Source organism: Bacillus sp. N6, from assembly GCF_052805735.1.
In genome coordinates this window covers 1000138-1020031 of record NZ_CM127843.1, presented here as the reverse complement: position 1 = coordinate 1020031, position 19894 = coordinate 1000138, and the positions used below count along the sequence as shown (strand labels likewise).

Below are 19894 nucleotides of genomic sequence, written 5' to 3'. Positions count from 1 at the left end.
CACAATTCTTACAAAAAGACTTTATTAATTTTTATTTTACTGGCATAATAGATAGTAATGAAAAAGAATGTTAAAGTGGGTGAGTAAATGAAAAGTGGAGAAAAAGATTACTCGGTAAAAGAAGCGATGATTTTCAGCCAACGCATTGCTCAATTATCGAAAGCGTTATGGAAATGTGTAGAGAAAGATTGGCAGCAGTGGATTAAACCTTACGATTTAAATATTAATGAACATCATATTTTAACAATCGCTTATCATTTAAAAGGGGCTTCTATTTCTGAGATTGCTAAGTTTGGAGTTATGCACGTATCAACGGCGTTTAACTTCTCGAAAAAGCTGGAAGAACGCGGCTATCTTGTATTCTCAAAAAAGGAAGATGATAAACGAAATACGTACATTGAAATTACAGACAAAGGGGAAGAATTACTACTTCGCTTAATGGAGGAGTATGATCCTGAAAATAATTCAGTGTTTAATGGGGCTCTTGCACTTCGTAATTTTTATGGGAAGTTCCCAGAAAATATCGAACTGATTGCAATCCTGCGTAATATTTACGGACAAGACTTTATCGATATTTTTGAGAAATCATTAGAAGATATTGAAGAGAACTTTACAGAATCCGATCAAAAGTTAGTTAAGAAATAATCTATTTATTTTTTCGCAATCATGCTTAAGAATTCATTCATAAGCGGCTTAAATAAACCTTGTTTTGCTAGCGCTTCCGCAGTTTCGTGTACTTCGAGCTGATGTGGAAGCGCTTTTTCAAATTTATCTAACAGCGCATCGAACAAAAGAAGCCCTTCTGCTTTCTCCACTACATATTGCTCGTTCAGTTTTTCACAAAGATTTAGTATACGTTCAATATCTTTTTTACGAGCTTTTTTCTTTATGATCAAAGAATAAAATGGACACTTCTCTTCATCAATCATTTTAAATAGTAGGTCTACGTAGTATTCAGCTTGTTCTAATCTTCTAACAACGTCCATTTTCTCCCTCACTTTCTAACACAAAGTCTTCTATTTCTGAATTTTGTAACACGAACAAAATATCGTGTGATACAATATATGTATATGTATTTTAGCCAAAAGGAGGTCTCGCCTCATGACACTTATAACAGTTGTTTTTGTCGCATTCGCACTTCTTGTTATATTTTACACGAATTTCATGACACATACACTGTGTGAACGAAAACAAATAGCTGCGAGCCGCCAGCCCGGTGTCTTTCGGGTTATTAATGTATGTATAACAATTTTATTAATTTCTAGTTATATAGAAATTATATTTCATGGAAAGTGAGGAAGGAAAGCCCCTTCCTCACTTTTTTCCTCTATAAGCAAATTATACCTACAATAACCAATAAAATAAACAGTACAAGTAATAAAATAAGTTGAGAATTCATCCCCATCCCCTCCTCTATTCTGTATATGCGGCATACGCCCAATATGGCACACTTTCAAAATCTGACACGTACTGGTTAATTTTTCTTTATCAATATGAAAACGCGTCGAAATATGATATATTAAATTTTGTACATATTGCTTATACTATAGAACAAAACATTCATCAAAACTTTATCCTCAGCCACGGTAAGCCCTGTTAAGCGCGCTTTACCAATATAAAAAGCAAAAGTATCAGTGAGACTTAATCGGGCTCTTATGAATTTAAAATTCATCGGTGTAGGATAAATTAAAAATACATAATAGTAGGAGTGTTTATCGAATGAAGAAAGCTATGCTTGCCTTAGCCGCAACAAGTGTAATCGCATTATCAGCATGTGGAACATCATCATCAGACAAAATCGTTACATCTAAAGCTGGTGACATTACAAAAGAAGAGTTCTATGAACAAATGAAAAATTCACCAACTGGTAAACAAACACTAAATAACATGGTTATGGAAAAAGTACTTATTAAAAACTACAAAGTAGATGAAAAAGAAGTAGACAAAAAGTTTGATGAAACGAAAAAACAAGTTGGTGATCAATTCGATACACTATTAAAACAACAAGGCATGAAAGAAGAAACATTTAAAAATACTATCCGTGCCTCATTAGCTCAAGAAAAAGCGATTGAACAAGCAATTACCGATAAAGATGTAAAAGCAAAATTCGAGGATTATAAAAAAGAAATTAAAGCAAGTCATATCCTTGTAAAAGATGAAGAAACTGCTAAAAAAGTGAAAGATGAACTTGCTCAAGGTAAATCTTTCGAAGAATTAGCAAAACAATACTCTGAAGATACAGGTTCAAAAGAAAAAGGTGGCGACTTAGGATTCTTCGGACCAGGGAAAATGGTAAAAGAATTTGAAGAAGCAGCTCAAAAGTTGAAAAAAGGTGAAGTAAGCGAACCTGTAAAAACACAATTTGGTTACCATATTATTAAAGTAACTGATAATCACGCAGATGCAACTTTCGATAAAGCAAAAGCTGATATTAAAAAATCACTAGCTCAAGAAAAAGTACAAGATGGACAATTCATGAACGACCTTATGATGAAAGAAATCAAAAAAGCTGACGTAAAAGTTGACGATAAAGATTTAAAAGATCTTTTCAAAGAGCCAAAAGCTGACGATAAAAAAGACGAAAAGAAATAATGAAAAGCTCGGGCTAAGCCCGAGCTTTTTTATGTCCCCTCTTCCAGGGGGAAATTGTGTACAGATTGGGTAAATGAAATTACATGATTGACTCTTCTATTCTATAGAAAGGATAACGTCTTTTTCATTTTATGGATAGTGTAAAATCTTAGTTAGTTTTACACTATCTTCGTTACCGAAAGTTTATTTTGTCATTCGTTTAACTAAAACCATCTTTTATGCATTTCATTTAAAAACATTTCTGTGATTCTAAATCCTGAACTTTCCCCTATAATAGAGTCAATCCCACAATGCGGACAAACTGCTGTGTTATCATCATCCCACCACTCTGTAATTTTTTCTGGATGGAAAATTTCTAAACAATAGAAACAACCACATATAACATCCTTTTCTAAGTGCTTTCTATTACGAGAACAAAAACGATGTGCTTCCTCAAAATATTTTTCCATCAGCATCCCCTATTCCTGATTTTTTCTACGCTTTACTTAGATCATCCTCGGTAAAATCACAATTCTTTCTTACAGAAAAACAAAAAACCCTTGATTCACAACGCGTGGAACCAAGGGTTTATCTCATCATTATTGATTAAATTAAGAAACTATGTTAAATTAGTACAGAAACACGTTTTCTAAAATACACAGAACGTATTTATCCGTATTTTAATTGTACAACAAAACCTTTCTTCAGTCAACCTCTATTTTTCACTTTTAAAGGAGTGCTTACGTATGAACAAAAAACTTGATCTAGAGCAAAAACGATTGGATACCGTAATCGAAACGATTACGCAGCAAATTGATAAGCTGGAAAACGAAACTGGCAGACGCCGGGCAGAAGTAATCAACATCCGTAAACACTTCTGGGATGACGTTAAAGTGAATACAGATACTTTTGATGATTACCTTGAAACAGTTATCAACTTAAGACAACAAGCTCAATCACTAGCTGTTACACAAATCACCCATAAACACACCTTTAATCGACTTGCCGCGCTGCGACGTATGCAAAAAGCACCTTACTTCGGACGCATCGATTTTACTGAAGAAGGCGAACCTGCCGCAGAACAAATCTATATCGGTGTTTCTACCCTTACTGATGCAAGCGGAGAAAACTTTCTTATTTATGACTGGCGCGCCCCAATTTCAAGTGTTTATTACGACTATCCACCAGGACCGGCTGAATACAACACACCAGGCGGCGTAATTCGCGGTAATGTGGAGAAAAAATTACAATACATTATTCAAAATGGCGAGATTGATTCCATGTTCGATACGAGCCTCACAATCGGTGATGAAATCCTGCAACAAGCGCTCGGGAAAGGTACAAACAAACATATGCAGAGCATCGTCGCTACGATTCAGCGTGAGCAAAATGAAATTATCCGTCACGATGAAGGCCGACTCCTTATCGTTCAAGGAGCTGCTGGTAGTGGTAAAACATCAGCTGCCCTGCAGCGAATCGCCTACTTACTATATAAATATCGCGAATGGCTAAAAGCGGATCAAATTATTCTCTTCTCCCCTAACTCTATGTTCAATAGCTACGTATCTAACGTACTACCTGAACTCGGTGAAGAAAATATGCAACAAGTAACATTCCAAGAATATTTAAATCATAGACTAAGTAAGTCATTTGATGTGGAAGATCCTTACGAACAATTAGAATATATGCTAACTGAAACAAATAGCGCAAATTACAAAATTAGAAATACGAGCATCCGATTTAAAGCATCCACTCAATTTTTCGAAATGATTAGAGCGTACAGACAATCTCTTGAAACTTCAGGCATGCTATTTAGAGGAATGAAATTTAGAGGAAAACTGATTGCCTCTGCTAAAGAAATTACAGAGCAATTTTACAATACCGACTCCTCCCTCCGCTTCCATAGTCGAATTGAGAAGTTAACGGATTGGCTAAATAAGCAAATAGATGCACTTGAAAAAGCAGAACTGAAAAAGCCTTGGGTAGAAGAAGAAATTGAATTACTTAGTAAAGATGAATATCAAAAGGCTTATAAATACTTGCAGAAAAAAGGCGAGTTTGACGACAACTCCTTTAATGATTATGAGAAAGAAACGAAAGTACTCGGACGTATGATTGTCCGTAAAAAATTGAAGCCTCTTCGTAAAGGCGTTCAAACATTGCGCTTTATCAATTTTACAGGCATATATAAACAACTTTTCATAGATGCATCATGGGTTACTGGAGAAAAACCGAAAGAATGGGATGACATTTGCTCATTAACAGTGAACATGCTCGATGAAGGAAATCTATATTACGAGGATGCGACTCCATTTTTACTTTTAAAAGAATTAATTGAAGGCTTCCAAACGAATAGATCGATTAAACATGTACTCGTAGATGAAGCACAAGATTACTCTCCGTTCCAGTTCGAGTTTTTAAAACGTCTCTTCCCTGCCGCAAAAATGACGGTACTCGGGGACTTTAACCAAGCAATATTTGCCCATGCGAGTGAAACAGTGAATTTTAATACACTTACTAGCTTATACGGACCAGATGAAACGAACGGCATTAACTTAACTCGTAGCTATCGCTCAACAAAACCGATTATTGAATTTACACGAAATCTCGTACCAGAAGGAAAAGACATTCACGCCTTTGAACGTGACGGCGAGAAACCTATAGTGACGAAAGTAGCTGATTACAGCGAACTTCATGAGCATATTACTGCTAAAGTTGCTGAACTACAAAAACAAAATCACAACACGATCGCAATTATATGTAAATCCGCAACTGAAAGCGCCGCTGCATACGAAGCACTCCATCATATCGAGAATATTAAACTCGTGAAGAGTAACTCAGCCGAGTATGAGCAAGGCATCGTCGTGATACCTGCTTATTTAGCAAAGGGTATTGAATTTGACGCTGTTATTATTTATGATACTTCTGAAGATGTATACAGTGATGAGAGCGTACGTAGATTGTTCTACACCGCTTGTACGCGCGCGATGCATGAGTTGCAACTTTATAGTGTTGGCGAAGTTAGTCCTTTTGTGCTTGGGGCTGATTCGGATAGTTTTGAACTAATAACTAAAACACCTTGATGATTCAAGGTGTTTTTCTCATTCTAAAAGGAATATCTTTACGTCGATATACACTTAACACAATCCCCATTAAAAGCGCATGGAATACAGTCGGTGTTAATCCATAACTAATAAAAGGTAATGATATAGAAGCACGCGGTAATAATCCTAAAATCATGCCAACGTTACAAATAAAATGGATTACAAAAAGAGTCACTCCGCCAACGAGCAGCAATTTACCATAACCGTCATTTATTTTATAAGCTATGTTCATTATTCTTACTGCAAAAAGAGAAAGAATAATGACAAGAACTAGCGCAAGCACATATCCATAATAGTAAGTCAAACTTGCAAATACAAAATCAGTATGCGCAGCAGGGATAGACTTTATATTTCCATATGTACCAAACCAACCTGCCGACGACATCGCCTCTTTTAAACGTAAATACCATAGATCATGCTCTGGGTTTAAAAACCCTAAAACTCTAGCTATCCGGTATTCTTTTACAGCAGGCCAGGAAAATAAATCCCTAATAATGAAGAGAAAAATTGGTAAAATAGTAATGAGCCATGCTGTTTTCTTTCCTAGCTTACTCCACCAAAGCATAACGAATACCATCGTAATATAAATATAAATCGGCACCATAATTGATGTAGTTAAAAATAGATATAAAGAAAATACGTACAGCATGAAAAGATGTATAAACTTTAATCTACTGTTATTAAAAAATGAAGCCCAGGCTAGAAAAAAGAATGGTATTGTCATTAAACAGTCAATTTTGATGGGACCAATTTTTATTAACGCTTCCCCATTCACAGAAATAGTCGGAAAACATTTTATAGCTAACAAGATAAGTACACCAATTGTATAAAACAGCCACCCGAGTCTCTCTAACTTCCGATAATCAAATAGCATCATCCCAATCGCTGTTGTAACACCAAGAATTACAAATATCACCTTATTCATTAATAAGTCAGCATGTCCAAGAGCTAAAACTGGCAAAAATCCTAGCCCCATCGCAGCCACTAATAAACCAATTAAGAACCAATCAACCTTTGGCTTATGTAATTTATTCAGTTCCTGGCCAAGCTTAATTGGACTTCCCATTTGTTCAACAGCCTTATCTTCAGCAACTTCCTCACTTAATCCTTTATCCATCCACATATTCTTCGCCTGTTTTAAGTGAAAGTCTAGTTCCATCGCCACCAAATCCATCGCTTCTTTTGATTTAATATGGTTCGTAACTTCTTTTAAAAAACGCTCCCCTTTTTTGTTCAATTCCGCCTCACTCCTGTACTAATCCTTTTAATATAAATCGTGCCTTCGTAGCATTCTTCTCTGCCTTTCGCAGCATCTTGTTTCCTTTATCATTTAATTGATAATATTTAGCTCCCGCATGATCCCAGCTAGATTGGATAAAGCGATTCTGTTCTAGACGATGCAATAAAGTGTATAGAGATCCTTCATCACCTTCGAATTTTTGAATTCCTCTCCCCCGCAGTAACTGCATCAATTCATAACCTGTTTTTTCATTCATAAGAAGTTGCAACACTGCTAAAAGGATGTCTTCTTCCTTTTCGGACGATTGATTGATTTTTTCGCGCACCCGCTTTTGGTGCTGATCAGAAAAACTCAAATGTTTAAACGTTGTGTTCTCCATTGATTTTCGCAAACCTTTTAATCGATCTTCCATTTGATTATTCCTCCAATCCTTTCTTCAAAAGCTCCTTCGCTTTTTTCAGTCTCGTTTTTATCGTGTTTTCCTTCACTTCTATTACCGTAGCAACCTCTTTAATTGATAATTCCTCATAATAAAATAGATAAATCACTTCTCGATATTTTATCGGTAAACTCATTACTGCAGAAGCCAGTTCACGATCCTCCGCATTTTGAATGACAGTTTGTTCCACACTTTCTTTTTGACTCTCCATATACGTAAAGTCATCCTCTGTCACGATAACTTTTTTGTTATACCAACTTTTTAAATAGTCCTTACAATGATTGATTGCAATTCTCCATAACCATGTTTTTAAGTTCGAATCCCCTTTATATGTATGAAGATATTTATAGCATTTCACAAATATATCTTGCGTTAAATCCTCCGCAACCTCTTTATTATTCACATACGAATACACAAGCTGTAGGACTTCTTGTCCATACTTGTTCATTATTTCGTCGATAAGGTCCTCCTTATCTTCTATTTCAAACGCTTCTATCGTTAATTCATCCACATCATTTCCTCCTTCCCATATATTAGACGACGCACCGTATGGAAAAGTTTTATAAATGTATAAAAAAATACGATTGGCAATCACATTTTTTATAAAGCACTTCCTCAGTAAATTACATATAATAAACCGAATAGTCGTTACAATGCGTTCACCTAAAGAGCGTCTTTCTCCCAAGGCGCTCTTTAAGTTTACAATAAGGATTTTGTCTTAGTTTTATATCATCAAGATTCCCCTCATCGCTAAATTAAAAAGAGAACCGATTTAATCGAGTCCTCCTTCTTTCTAACGCTCACTTAAAGAATCTAATATATCATGGCCATACAAAGATGAATCGAAAATATCAAAACTAATATATTCTTCATACAAGTGTAGTATTTAAACTTCTATACATAACGCAATTGCATGAAAACCTTAACTTGTAGGAAACTCATAAACAGGTTATATATGATAAACCACAATTTACACAACCACCATTTAAAACTAGGGCTTTTCATCCATATGTCTTGTTCCCTATTTTAAAACATAATACAATGAATACGTAACTTAATAAGCTATAACTAGTAGGTGTGGCAATCATCTCTTCCATTTTGAAAAAAAGGGGGAGGTGATAATATGATCGCGATGTTTGTAATTAAATTAGTGTATGGTATCCTAACCGGAGCTGGCGTTGTCATCGGTAGAAGATACGTCGGTCCATGGCTAATTTCTGTATACAAAAAAGCGAGAACCACCCTGCTTCGTGGAAAAGGTAAGGGCGGTTCTCGGCTAAAACGTTAATGTAATTGTCTTATAACCGCACCTACTACCACCACAATAGCAAGTTAGGTTACAAAGGCAGAAGTTTCTCAGGCTTCTGTCTTTTTTATTTTATGCAAAATTCACACTAAATACTCTATCATCATTGTAACACATTTTATTTATTTTTAGTCAAGAGAAAAAATCACCTAAAAGGCTCCCCTTCAGGTGGTTCTCTATTTTACGCTAACGCAGCTACCTGCTCTTGTTGATCTAGACTTTTTCTAGTTCAGCTGTGCCGCTCTCATCATTTATAGCACCAATAAAGACGGATTATGGACCCGCTTCATAACAGTAGGATTAAACAAGGAACAACACCTATTACGAATATAAAAAATCCTCTCACTACATAGTACCTATGTTTTCAGCGATACTCTATTACCATCAAATTAAATTTGTATAATTTAAACTACAGAATAGCGAGCTAATTTTCAAATATCTTCTTTCGCATAACCCTAAATTTATTATCCAGTTGCATTATGCTTATAAATAAAAGATATCCTACCGACGCACCGAACATATTTATAGCAATCCGCCACACATCAAAAACATCAGACAAAGTTAGTAAATGTAATATCTCCCAAACAAGAAAGGTCATAACATACCACTTACGAGCTTTCTTATAGTTAGTCACTTTATTAATCAGCACTGGAACGAAAAATCCGAATGGAACTACTAATATTATATGTTGTAAAACGCTTAACCAATAAGTTGAGTTTCCCCAAGGACCTGGATGTGCAATAAAATCTTTAACTTGCCAAAGTGTTATTCCAAAAAGTTGTAATAACGTTTCTAAATCAGATATATGTAAAAATTGCTGCCAAAATTCAATGGGATGATAGACAGTCCCACCACCTGTCAAACTGCGAACAGAGTCAAATGTAGAAGTTGAAATAAACGTTCCTAAAAAGACAATAAAACAAATGATTATATAAGGAATACATAAAACTTTTGATAACACCTTTAATGGCCTAGGAACTTCGTATACCGATTTATTAATCTCTACGCCAATAACTTTTGATTCTCCAAAACTTTGAATCGCTTTATAAATCGCTTCTTTTTCATTCATACCTTGTTCCATATATTCTTCTTTCAAGCTGTTCAAGTGATCATACATTTCTAGAAATAACTCATCCTGTTCAATATCACTAAGTTCTGAATAGGCTAAAATAGACTTAATATACTCATCAAATTCACTCATAAATAACTCCTTTCTGACAAGCTTGAATTAATGCTGTTACACTTTCCCAAGAGTTCACTTTCTTCTGCAATTCTTTTTTCCCTTTATCTGTAATAGTATAGAATTTCCTTTTCATCCCATTCTCAGATTCATTCCAATAAGATTCAAGAAACTCCTTTTTCTCTAATCTCTTTAAAGCAGGATACAAAGTTCCCTGTCCCATACTATACAAATCTTCACTTGCATCCTTTAAACTTTGAGCTATTTCGTATCCGTATGTATCACGTTTTGCAATGATAGAAAGCAATAAAATATCTATACTTCCCTTCAAGATTTCTTTATCCAACAATACCACCACCTTATATACATCGTATAACAACATATGTCGTTACGCAATATAGTTAGAAGAATATTCCATAAAAAAAGAAAAAACCACCTAAAGGCTTCCCTTCAGGTGGTTCTCTATTTTATGCTAACGCAGCTGCCTGTTCTTGTTGATCTACAGGAATTACAGCGTCTGTTAGTGCTTTTTCTAGTTCAGCTGTATATTTCATTTGTTCTTCTTTGCTCCAGCCTAGTTTCGCAGCCATGTAGTTGATTACTGCTTCTTTCCACTCGTATACCCAGTGGATGTTGAAGAATACAGCGCCTCTGCGGCGTACGAAGAAGTCAACTGGTTTTGCTGTCATTTCGTAATCCATTGCGTATACAAGTGGGATTAGAACTTCAAGCGGCATGTTGTATTCTTTCGCTTCTTCTTTATGTTTTTTCGCTAAGTCGAACAGTACATCAACGTTAGAGCCGTAGAATTTCGCGAACTCTTCTGCTTGTACTTTCGTTAAACCAGATTTTGTACCTTCGTCTGCTTTTTTCGCAACAAATGCTGGGAATCCGTGTGAACCATCTACATGTCCACCAGAGATTGGCATATGTTTCGTATCGCTCTTCGGATATGCGCTATGACCTTCTTTTTGTAATAAGTTCGTTACGTAATCTACTACCATTTCAGCCATTTTACGGTATCCTGTTAATTTACCACCTGCGATTGTAATTAAACCAGATTCAGAAGTCCAAATTTCATCTTTACGAGAAATTTCAGATGCATTCTTACCTTCTTCATAAATTAACGGACGTACACCAGCCCAGCTTGATTCAATGTCTTTCTCTGTAATTTTCACGCTTGGGAACATGTAGTTAATCGCATTAATGATGTATGTGCGATCTTCTGTTGTCATTTGTGGTACAGCTGCGTCTTTATCATAGAACGTATCTGTTGTACCTACGTATGTTTTTCCTCCGCGAGGAATCGCGAACACCATACGTTTATCTGGTGTATCGAAGTAAATCGCTTGCCCGAGTGGGAAACGTTTTTGATCAATTACTAAGTGAACACCTTTTGATAACTGAAGTACTTTTCCTTTTTTCGAGTTATCTTTTTCACGAAGTGTATCTACCCAAGGACCAGCTGCGTTTACAATTTTCTTACCGTAAACTTCATATACTTCACCGTCTAGTAAATCAATTACACGTACACCGCATACTTTTCCATCTTTATATAAGAAACTGTCTACTTTTGCGTAGTTAACAGCTTTCGCACCATGCTCAATCGCTTCTTTCATTACTTCAATTGTAAGACGCGCATCATCTGTACGATATTCTACGTAGTAACCGCCGCCTTTTAATCCTTCTTTTTTCACAAGAGGCTCTTTATTTAATGTTTCTTCACGGTTAAACATCTTTCTGCGCTCGCTTCGTTTTACACCTGCTAAGAAGTCGTATACACGAAGACCAATTGATGTACTAAATGATCCGAACGTACCGCCTGTATGGAACGGAAGTAACATCCACTCTGGTGTTGTTACATGGGGACCGTTCTCATATACGATCGCACGCTCTTTACCCACCTCTGCTACCATTTTCACTTCAAGTTGTTTTAAATAACGTAGACCACCGTGTACAAGCTTCGTTGAACGACTTGATGTACCTGCTGCAAAGTCCTGCATTTCAAACACAATTGTTGATAACCCGCGTGTTGCTCCATCTAATGCAATACCAGAACCAGTAATACCTCCACCAATTACGATCACATCTAACTCTTGTTTATTTACTCCGTTTAATACGTCTTTACGTTGTTTACTTGAAAATTTCATGGTAATTCCTCCCTTTGATAACGAAAAAAGAGACCACAAACTCCGCTATAGATTTCGCCTCTATAGCGCGTTGTGGTCTCTCCAAATCTCCTACCGAATTATTAACTTGTCACCATTATAACACTGTTTATGATTATTTGAAAGCTTTTGTTGCTTCAATTGCCTTTTTCCATCCAGCATATAGCTCTTCGCTTGTTTCCGCTTCCATCGTTGGTTCAAAGCGTTTGTCCATATGCCACTGTGATTTAATTTCATCTTGGTTTTTCCAATATCCAACCGCAAGACCCGCTAAGTACGCTGCACCTAGAGCCGTTGTTTCGTTGATCACTGGACGCTCTACAGGAACATCTAGAATATCACTTTGGAACTTCATTAAGAAGTTATTTTTAACTGCTCCGCCATCAACACGTAATGTGTTCAGTTCAATACCTGAATCTGCTTCCATTGCACATAATACATCTTTCGTTTGGTAAGCTAAAGATTCTAGCGTTGCACGAATGAAATGCTCTTTCGTCGTACCGCGTGTTACACCAAACATAGCGCCGCGTACTTCACTATCCCAGTAAGGTGTTCCTAGTCCAACGAACGCTGGTACAATGTATACACCGTCAGTTGATTCAACGCGAGAAGCATATACTTCACTCTCACTTGCATCTTTAAACATGCGCATTCCGTCGCGTAACCACTGAATTGCAGAACCTGCTACGAAAATACTTCCTTCTAATGCGTAGTTTACTTTACCATCTATTCCCCATGCAATTGTTGTTAATAGACCGTGCTCAGAAGCTACTGCTTTTTCACCTGTGTTCATTAACATAAAGCAACCAGTTCCGTAAGTGTTCTTCGCCATACCTTCACCGAAACAAGCTTGTCCAAATAATGCTGCTTGCTGGTCACCAGCTACACCTGCAATCGGTACATTTTGACCGAAGAAGTGGTAATCAATTGTTTCTCCATATATTTCAGATGATGGACGTACTTCTGGAAGCATACTCTTTGGTATTGTTAACATTTCTAGAAGCTCATCATCCCACTGTAAGTCGTGAATGTTAAACATTAACGTACGTGATGCGTTTGAGTAATCTGTTACGTGTGCTTTACCACCAGATAGTTTCCATACAAGCCATGAATCAATTGTTCCGAATAATAGATCGCCGTTTTCTGCTTTCTCTCTTGCACCTTCAACGTTATCTAAAATCCACTTTACTTTCGTACCAGAGAAGTATGCATCAATTAAAAGACCTGTTTTTTCGCGAACCATTTCGCTATAACCTTTTTCTTTTAACTCATCACAAATTTCAGCTGTTTGGCGAGATTGCCATACGATTGCGTTGTAAATTGGTTTACTAGTTGTTTTATCCCATACAACCGTTGTTTCACGTTGGTTCGTAATACCGATACCAGCGATTTGTTCTGGTTTTACATCTGCTTCGCTTAAGCAAGTTGCGATAACTGCTAAAATAGATCCCCAAATTTCTTGTGCATTATGCTCTACCCAGCCCGGCTTTGGAAAATGTTGTGTAAACTCTTTTTGAGCTGAATGAACAATTTCACCTTTTTTATTGAATAAAATTGCACGTGAGCTTGTTGTTCCTTGGTCTAATGAAAGAATATATTTTTTCATATCGGTTTCCCCCTTATGCTACTTTTCTACTATTTTTATTGCTTCCGCTTTTTTTACTTGTCATATAAGAGATTGCTAGTACAATCACAGTTGCGATAATCACATAAATAAGTGCTGAATTTTGTTTTCCTTCAAATACAACTTGATGGAATAAACCTGCAAGTGATCCACCTAAAATTGGACCTACTACTGGAATCCATGCATACTTCCAGTTTGAACCGCCTTTTCCTGCAATCGGAAGGAAGAAGTGTGCGATACGCGGACCTAAATCACGTGCTGGGTTAATTGCGTATCCTGTTGTCCCACCTAATGATAAACCAATACTTACAATTAAGAAACCTACGATAAATGGATTTAATCCATCTGCAAATTTATTTGCACCAATTGCTAATATACCAAATACTAAAACGAATGTTCCAATCATTTCACTTAAAAGGTTTGCAAATGTGTTCGGAATTGCTGGACCTGTTGCAAATACACCTAACTTTGTTCCTGGGTCTTCTGTTTCTTTCCAGTGTGGTAAGTAATGTAAATATACGATAACTGCCCCGATAATTGCCCCAATCATTTGTGCTACGATATAACCTGGTACGTCACTCCATGGGAACGCTCCCTTAAATGCTAGTCCTATCGTTAAAGCTGGATTCAAATGTGCCCCACTAATTGATCCAACCGCATACGCTGCAACCGCTACTGCTAAGCCCCAGCCCATTGTAATAACAATCCAACCTGAATCTTTCGCAAACGATTTCTTTAAACTTACACCAGCACAAACGCCGCCACCAAGTACGATTAACAACGCAGTCCCTATTAACTCTCCTAAAAATGCTGACATAGTATCCCTCCACAATCAATTTAAACGCTTCCAAATGTGATAGAGGTAAAATGAATGGCCATTCGTTTTTGTCAAAAGAAAAAGACCCACAGCTTTGCACGCTTCTATATAAATTTATATAGAAACAATGAAATGTGGATCTCTTCTTTTCTCCGTCACGTTTATTAACTTGTCTATAATGTTAACCTCTTATGAAAGCGGTGTCAACAGAATTTTTTCACATTTTCGTCACTTTTTTTGGTAATGTTTCCATAGTTCGCGTTTTGACGTCGTAATCGCTGTCGCACCAGCGTTTAAAGCTCTTTCCACATCTTCTACAGTACGAATAAAACCACCTGCTAAAATCGGTACACCAGTACGCTCTTTCACTTCAGCGATAATATCCGTCATTGCTCCTGGAAGCACCTCAATATAATCCGGTTTCGTCTTATCTAAAAGATTGCAGCTCTTCTCCATCGCACTCGAATCGATTAAAAAGATGCGTTGTATTGCCACAACACCTTTTTGCTTCGCCTTCATAATAACGCTCGCCTTTGTCGAAAGTAACCCGTACGGTCTAAACTCCTGACATAAATATTCCGTCGCATGCCCATCACTCTGCAAGCCATGAATTAAATCCACATGTAAAAACACCTTTTTACAATATTGCTTCGCAAGTGATATAACACTCTTCAATTGGCCGACATGAATATCTAAAATAACGATATATTCATACGAACTATGTAATAGCTTTTCCAAATCTTTAATTTGCCTCACTGCCGGCAAAATCTTCTGTTCATGAAATTCCATTCTAAATGTCCCGATACGATAAATTTAACTAAATCTATACAATTCAATCAAATTTACACGAGTTAGTGCTTCATCGTGTTCTCGCAACCCCGAAGGGACGAGGGGTATAACACTCCACACGAGGCAGTATCGTTACCTCCTATTATCAAGCATTTATTTTACCCATCTTGATAAATTTATCGCAGCATTTACATCCCTATCGTGATGGCTATTACATGAAGCACAACGCCACTCACGAATCTTTAAACTCCACTGTCCTTCTGGTTGAACTGAATGGTCGTATTTAACTCCGCAACATGAACAAATCTTGCTTGAAGCGAACCATTTATCAGCTTTTACATACGCAATGCCATACTTCTCGCACTTGTATGATAAACATTGAAAGAAGAAGTTTAATTTTTGAAATGAAAATGCTCTCGATAGTTTTTTGTTTTTAAACAGGTTTGAAATAGATAAGTCTTCCACAACAATTCTCATTGGTTTGGTTTTCACCAATTTAGCTGTTGCTTGATGGATATGGTTATTTCGGATATTCGTAATTTTTCTAGATAACCGCAGGTGCTCAGCTTTCGCTTTTTCATATCCAGCAGATTGAATTTTCACACCTTTTTTAAATCTCCTAGACATATCTCTTTGTGCTGACTTTTTCCTTTTCAAAAGTTTTTTAACCTTGGCATCTTTGTTTATATTTCGTTCTTTCATACCATTAGAAGCTACAAAAAGCTCTTTTAAACCAACATCCACACCAATCGACTCATTCGTTAGTTCTTGTAATTCAAAGTCTTCTTGGAACCCTACACTCATCCACCAGTGACGACCATCAAAGGTAACTCTTGGATTGGATGGTTTTTATTTCTTGGTAGTTGTTGGCTTGTTTTCACTTCTCCAATAGACTGAATGTGAACTACTTTCTTTCCTATAATCAGTCTTTCATAATTAGCATAAAATCCTTGGATTACATCTTTTTTGGATTTATAAGAAGTGTGAGAACCATTTTTGTACTTTTTGAACGAATGTTTTCTCGCCGCATCAAAATCTCTTGAAGCCTGTTTAGGAACTTGTGCATTAATGTCTTTTAACCACTCATATTTCTTTCGCTTCTTGATCTTTGTAAATCGTTTCTGTAAAGCTAACTGTGAAACAGATTTTCCAAATAGCTTATAGTATCTATCACTCATTCTTTTACAATAGTTATAAGCGAATCTTGCAGCACCGGCATGTTTTTTTAGCACTTGTTCTTGTTCAGGCGTTGGAATTAGTCTGACTTTCTTCGCCAATATCATCAGAATGTAACTCCTTTAATAAAGATTTGTTCTTCTGAATCGTAGCGTGTTCCACCAGCATTCTCGTAAGACTACTCGGATGCAAACCTGTTAATTCTGATACTTGACTAACTCGTAAAAATTTCATTATTATTCTTACCTCATTGAATCTACCATGGCACATACGTTCGATAGATTCAATGAGGTTTGATAGATTTAATTAAATGTATCTCGTTCAACTAAGGGCGCAATTCCTTAGCCAGTTCTCTTATGAACTTCTCATGTTTTCACATGAGCGCAGACTATATGTTTATCTCTTTAGAGATAGAGGATTTTTCCATCACCATAGGCTTGTGATGTACTCTCGTCAGTTATACGAGATAGTCGTTGAACGTTCATCCTATCCATTTTGACTTAGATGATTCGAGGCGGAAGACCCATTGTTCTAGTGTTTAGGATTTAACCTTGCACCATCTGATTGATTTTTTCTGCTTTCGCAACATTCACGCTCGCCATTTCTAGCCACGTTGTAGTTCAATCAGCTTTAGGGATTGCCCGCAGTTAACCCTCACTACTAGCCAATCACTTGACTAGCAGGGCTTACTGATATATTTAATTAACTTTGGTTATAAATGGTTAAATAAATCGTAACAGTTAGTTACCCTTCCTATCTATCCTTTATAGTACACAATTTGAGTAGAAAGAACAGCTAGTGCAGAGAAATTATTTCCTCTATTCTATATATTTTCTTCAACTTATCCGATCCCATACCACCTATAATCATGAATGCAAGGGGCAAAAGATTCATTACATATGGTGCATCTGCTACAATTGTAATACTTGCTCCTGCAAACTTATTTAGCATCCATACAACGATTTTGATAAGAAACAAAAATACTCCAAGCGTGAATAGACTATCGAAAAACACCTTCCATTTTGGATATGCTAATTGTTTACTATCTTCAATTACTTTTTGCGTCAACTCTTCGTTACTCCTTAACAATTCATCAATCGTAATACTGAATAAATCGCTTAAATGAATAATAATTTCAATGCTCGGATAGTTCTTTCCCGTCTCCCATTTCGAAACAGATTGCCTACTCACATGAAGTTTTTCAGCCAAATCATTTTGCGACCAATTTCTTTTTTCCCTTTCTTCTTTTAAACGCTCACTAAAAATCATACTGTGTTTATCACCTCTCTATGCCCACTATGTTCAAATAAATGATGAAGAGTAAAGCTAGTTATCGTTTCATTTCCTGCGCAACTTATGCGTTACAGCTTATAATGGCGCTATTTTATATGTATCTTCCCTATACTATGCTCCAATAATAATTTCCCGAACAATAATACAAAGAACGGATACTAATAAAGACTAGATTAGGCATAAAAAATACGCCATTCCTTCTTATCAGTCTCCAGAAAGAATAACGCAAATTTTCATTTTTACTCATCACTTTTCGGACTATATGAAAACCCCGGATATTTCACAACAGGCCACTTCTCCTTACGCAGAGAATCCATTACTTGCGGGCCAACATGTATATTACTCTCCACTATTTCTTTAGGAGTCAGTGCCATCCATTGATTTAACGATACATCTTCAAAACGATTGCTTCTGAACATCTCTAAAAACCATAATGTTTCGGTACCTGTATTTTGAATATAATGCCCCGTCGCAAACGGTACATATCCGACATCGCCAGCTCTATAATCAAATGTACGAGCGGTACCATTTCCAAGAAACACAGTCATTCTCGCTTCCCCTGTCAAATAATATTGCCATTCATCATTATTCGGGTGCCAATGAAGTTCTCTCATTCCACCAGGCTCAACCTCAACGAGCGCTGCTGCGATTGTTTTTGAAATAGGGAAATTTGTAGAATCTACAATTCGAACGCTACCACCAGGAGTCTTAATTGGCTTTTGTTTTAACAGTTCATGTTTAAATGTTAAAGGAACTTCCCCTTTCGGTGATTGAACTTCCTGACTTTCAAGCGAACCTGGCACCTCTCCTTGATAAATATAAACTTGACCTGAAGGGATAGAATGAAAAGCACTCTCAGGTACTCCAAAATTAGCCGACAATACTTCTTTTGGCGTATGCGCAAACCAATCAGAAATAGCTAAAGTAGATAAATCAGAAAAATGTCCATCATCGAAAACAAGTAGAAATTCACAATGTTCCAATCCTTGAATGGAATGCGGAATACCAGGCGGAAAATACCAAAGATCACCTGGTCCAACATCAGCAATAAAATTCCGTCCATTTTGATCAACAGCCGTTATGCGTGCCCGTCCTAAAAGCATATACGCCCATTCCGCTTCTTTATGCCAATGAAGTTCTCGTATTCCACCGGCCGTTAAGCTCATATTTACCCCAGCAATCGTCGTCGAAACTGGTAGTTCCCGAGCAGTAATCTCCCGAGACCACCCGCCGTGTTTCAAAATCATAGAAGTGTCCGAGAATGAAAATTTCAAGTTAGGAACTAATCCTGCATCCGTTATAGGCGGAACAAGCATATTCGGATTTTGAATATCTCGCATAACATTACGAGGTCCAGAATCAATTGCACCTGCTCCGTCGCTGCGGATTGGTTGTGGCACATTCCCTCCCGCTTCATTAACAGTACGTTTCTTCATGATTACACCCCTTTTTCATCCGGTTATTAGGTGAAAATCCTCCACCATAGTGTATGAATTGGGCTTTAGATGGTTACAGTTACTATGGAGTTACATCAACTGCCTATCATTATCGTTTTGTGTTGATAAAGTGAAGGTTTAATCAGCCCTCACCGATCGGGCTTTTACGGGATAAATTGATATCTCATTTCGAATCGCTGATATACTTCGGAAAATAAAAAATAGATAACAACATGTTACCTTAATCTTTATCACTATTCTGATTACACCCTTTTTTAGAGTGGCAATATTAACACTCTCTTTTTAAAATTCCATATCAAAATCCCTTATATTATTAACAGCGATAAAAAGGATTTAAAAATTATTATTTAAGGTATTTCCCCAAATCATCTAAGTTTCTCGTATGATTTAGAATGATTACATACTCAACTTCAACTTCTGTTACTACCATTTCTAGTACTTGATGGACTTCAATATAATCATTTTCATATTCTTTTGCCGAAGATACAATCTCTTCTAAGGTTCTTACAAATGTTTCAGCACTCCAGTCTTTTGTTGACAACGCCACATAGGTTTGAAATTTTTTTGTATTCATGTTAGTTCTTATCTCCTCCAACAACAATAAAACTATATATTTAGTATTTTAAATATAAAATACCCTCAAGCAAATATCAATTTTTTCATTTAATAAGTCTTCAATTTTAAAATGACAGCTAACAAACGAAACCTATACTTTTCTCTTATACAAATA

General features: G+C 36.5%; 19 protein-coding genes and 1 pseudogene. 5 read left to right on the top strand and 15 right to left on the bottom strand.

Going from position 1 to position 19894, the window contains the following annotated elements; translation table 11 throughout:
- The first annotated feature begins 87 nt into the window (after positions 1-87).
- Positions 88-645 carry an HTH-type transcriptional regulator Hpr gene (locus ACUXVC_RS05275; protein WP_000834924.1) on the top strand — a complete coding sequence of 186 codons (558 nt, stop codon included), beginning with the start codon at positions 88-90 and terminating at the stop codon, positions 643-645.
- 5 nt (positions 646-650) lie between these two features.
- Here ACUXVC_RS05275 and ACUXVC_RS05270 read toward each other — a convergent pair whose 3' ends face one another.
- Positions 651-986 carry a DUF1878 family protein gene (locus tag ACUXVC_RS05270; protein WP_064532789.1) on the bottom strand — a complete coding sequence of 112 codons (336 nt, stop codon included), beginning with the start codon at positions 984-986 and terminating at the stop codon, positions 651-653.
- 115 nt (positions 987-1101) lie between these two features.
- Between ACUXVC_RS05270 and ACUXVC_RS05265 the strand changes: the two genes are divergently transcribed.
- On the top strand, positions 1102-1296 hold the full coding sequence (locus tag ACUXVC_RS05265; RefSeq protein ID WP_000172690.1) for a hypothetical protein: 195 nt from the start codon (positions 1102-1104) through the stop codon (positions 1294-1296).
- Positions 1297-1719: 423 nt separating this feature from the next.
- Positions 1720-2592 (top strand): peptidylprolyl isomerase PrsA, encoded by an 873-nt coding sequence (gene prsA, locus ACUXVC_RS05260; protein ID WP_016124241.1) that lies wholly within the window; start codon positions 1720-1722, stop codon positions 2590-2592.
- A gap of 203 nt (positions 2593-2795) precedes the next feature.
- Here prsA and ACUXVC_RS05255 read toward each other — a convergent pair whose 3' ends face one another.
- Positions 2796-3041, bottom strand: a complete 246-nt coding sequence (locus ACUXVC_RS05255) for a cytoplasmic protein (RefSeq protein ID WP_144465835.1) — start codon at positions 3039-3041, stop codon at positions 2796-2798.
- A gap of 276 nt (positions 3042-3317) precedes the next feature.
- Between ACUXVC_RS05255 and helD the strand changes: the two genes are divergently transcribed.
- Positions 3318-5654: an RNA polymerase recycling motor HelD gene (helD, locus tag ACUXVC_RS05250; protein WP_043935327.1), complete on the top strand. Its 2337-nt coding sequence runs from the start codon at positions 3318-3320 to the stop codon at positions 5652-5654.
- A gap of 4 nt (positions 5655-5658) precedes the next feature.
- On the opposite strand, the gene ACUXVC_RS05245 is transcribed toward helD, so the two are convergent.
- Genes ACUXVC_RS05245 through ACUXVC_RS05235 form a run of 3 tightly spaced genes read right to left on the bottom strand, consistent with a single transcriptional unit; the run spans position 5659 to position 7865 of the window.
- On the bottom strand, positions 5659-6912 hold the full coding sequence (locus tag ACUXVC_RS05245; protein WP_446025959.1) for an FtsW/RodA/SpoVE family cell cycle protein: 1254 nt from the start codon (positions 6910-6912) through the stop codon (positions 5659-5661).
- Positions 6913-6919: 7 nt separating this feature from the next.
- Positions 6920-7327 (bottom strand): PadR family transcriptional regulator, encoded by a 408-nt coding sequence (locus ACUXVC_RS05240; RefSeq protein ID WP_000390160.1) that lies wholly within the window; start codon positions 7325-7327, stop codon positions 6920-6922.
- Positions 7328-7331: 4 nt separating this feature from the next.
- Entirely contained in the window at positions 7332-7865 is a 534-nt protein-coding gene (locus ACUXVC_RS05235; protein WP_446025958.1) for a sigma-70 family RNA polymerase sigma factor, read from the bottom strand.
- 612 nt (positions 7866-8477) lie between these two features.
- Between ACUXVC_RS05235 and ACUXVC_RS05230 the strand changes: the two genes are divergently transcribed.
- Positions 8478-8642: a hypothetical protein gene (locus tag ACUXVC_RS05230; protein ID WP_000561154.1), complete on the top strand. Its 165-nt coding sequence runs from the start codon at positions 8478-8480 to the stop codon at positions 8640-8642.
- A 442-nt stretch (positions 8643-9084) separates the two neighbouring features.
- Here the strand turns inward: ACUXVC_RS05230 and ACUXVC_RS05225 are convergent, their stop codons facing one another.
- From ACUXVC_RS05225 to ACUXVC_RS05180, 10 genes and pseudogenes are all read right to left on the bottom strand, one after another.
- Positions 9085-9861, bottom strand: a complete 777-nt coding sequence (locus tag ACUXVC_RS05225; RefSeq protein WP_144465837.1) for a VanZ family protein — start codon at positions 9859-9861, stop codon at positions 9085-9087.
- Positions 9854-10186, bottom strand: a complete 333-nt coding sequence (locus ACUXVC_RS05220; RefSeq protein WP_000356630.1) for a PadR family transcriptional regulator — start codon at positions 10184-10186, stop codon at positions 9854-9856. The genes ACUXVC_RS05225 and ACUXVC_RS05220 overlap by 8 nt, the downstream gene beginning before the upstream one ends.
- A 121-nt stretch (positions 10187-10307) precedes the next feature.
- On the bottom strand, positions 10308-11990 hold the full coding sequence (gene glpD / locus ACUXVC_RS05215; protein WP_000672829.1) for an aerobic glycerol-3-phosphate dehydrogenase: 1683 nt from the start codon (positions 11988-11990) through the stop codon (positions 10308-10310).
- A gap of 133 nt (positions 11991-12123) precedes the next feature.
- Positions 12124-13614 carry a glycerol kinase GlpK gene (gene glpK, locus ACUXVC_RS05210; RefSeq protein WP_446025957.1) on the bottom strand — a complete coding sequence of 497 codons (1491 nt, stop codon included), beginning with the start codon at positions 13612-13614 and terminating at the stop codon, positions 12124-12126.
- A 13-nt stretch (positions 13615-13627) separates the two neighbouring features.
- On the bottom strand, positions 13628-14449 hold the full coding sequence (glpF, locus tag ACUXVC_RS05205; RefSeq protein WP_095691286.1) for a glycerol uptake facilitator protein GlpF: 822 nt from the start codon (positions 14447-14449) through the stop codon (positions 13628-13630).
- 228 nt (positions 14450-14677) lie between these two features.
- Positions 14678-15238 carry a glycerol uptake operon antiterminator GlpP gene (gene glpP, locus ACUXVC_RS05200; RefSeq protein ID WP_000394286.1) on the bottom strand — a complete coding sequence of 187 codons (561 nt, stop codon included), beginning with the start codon at positions 15236-15238 and terminating at the stop codon, positions 14678-14680.
- 153 nt (positions 15239-15391) lie between these two features.
- Positions 15392-16521, bottom strand: a pseudogene (locus ACUXVC_RS05195) (RNA-guided endonuclease InsQ/TnpB family protein).
- 688 nt (positions 16522-17209) lie between these two features.
- Positions 17210-17683: a helix-turn-helix domain-containing protein gene (locus tag ACUXVC_RS05190; protein ID WP_446025956.1), complete on the bottom strand. Its 474-nt coding sequence runs from the start codon at positions 17681-17683 to the stop codon at positions 17210-17212.
- Positions 17684-17946: 263 nt separating this feature from the next.
- The gene (locus ACUXVC_RS05185; protein WP_161114069.1) at positions 17947-19143 is read right to left on the bottom strand and encodes an oxalate decarboxylase family bicupin; all 1197 of its coding nucleotides are present in this window, start codon (positions 19141-19143) and stop codon (positions 17947-17949) included.
- Positions 19144-19507: 364 nt separating this feature from the next.
- Positions 19508-19738 (bottom strand): hypothetical protein, encoded by a 231-nt coding sequence (locus ACUXVC_RS05180; RefSeq protein ID WP_001093032.1) that lies wholly within the window; start codon positions 19736-19738, stop codon positions 19508-19510.
- Positions 19739-19894 lie beyond the last annotated feature (156 nt).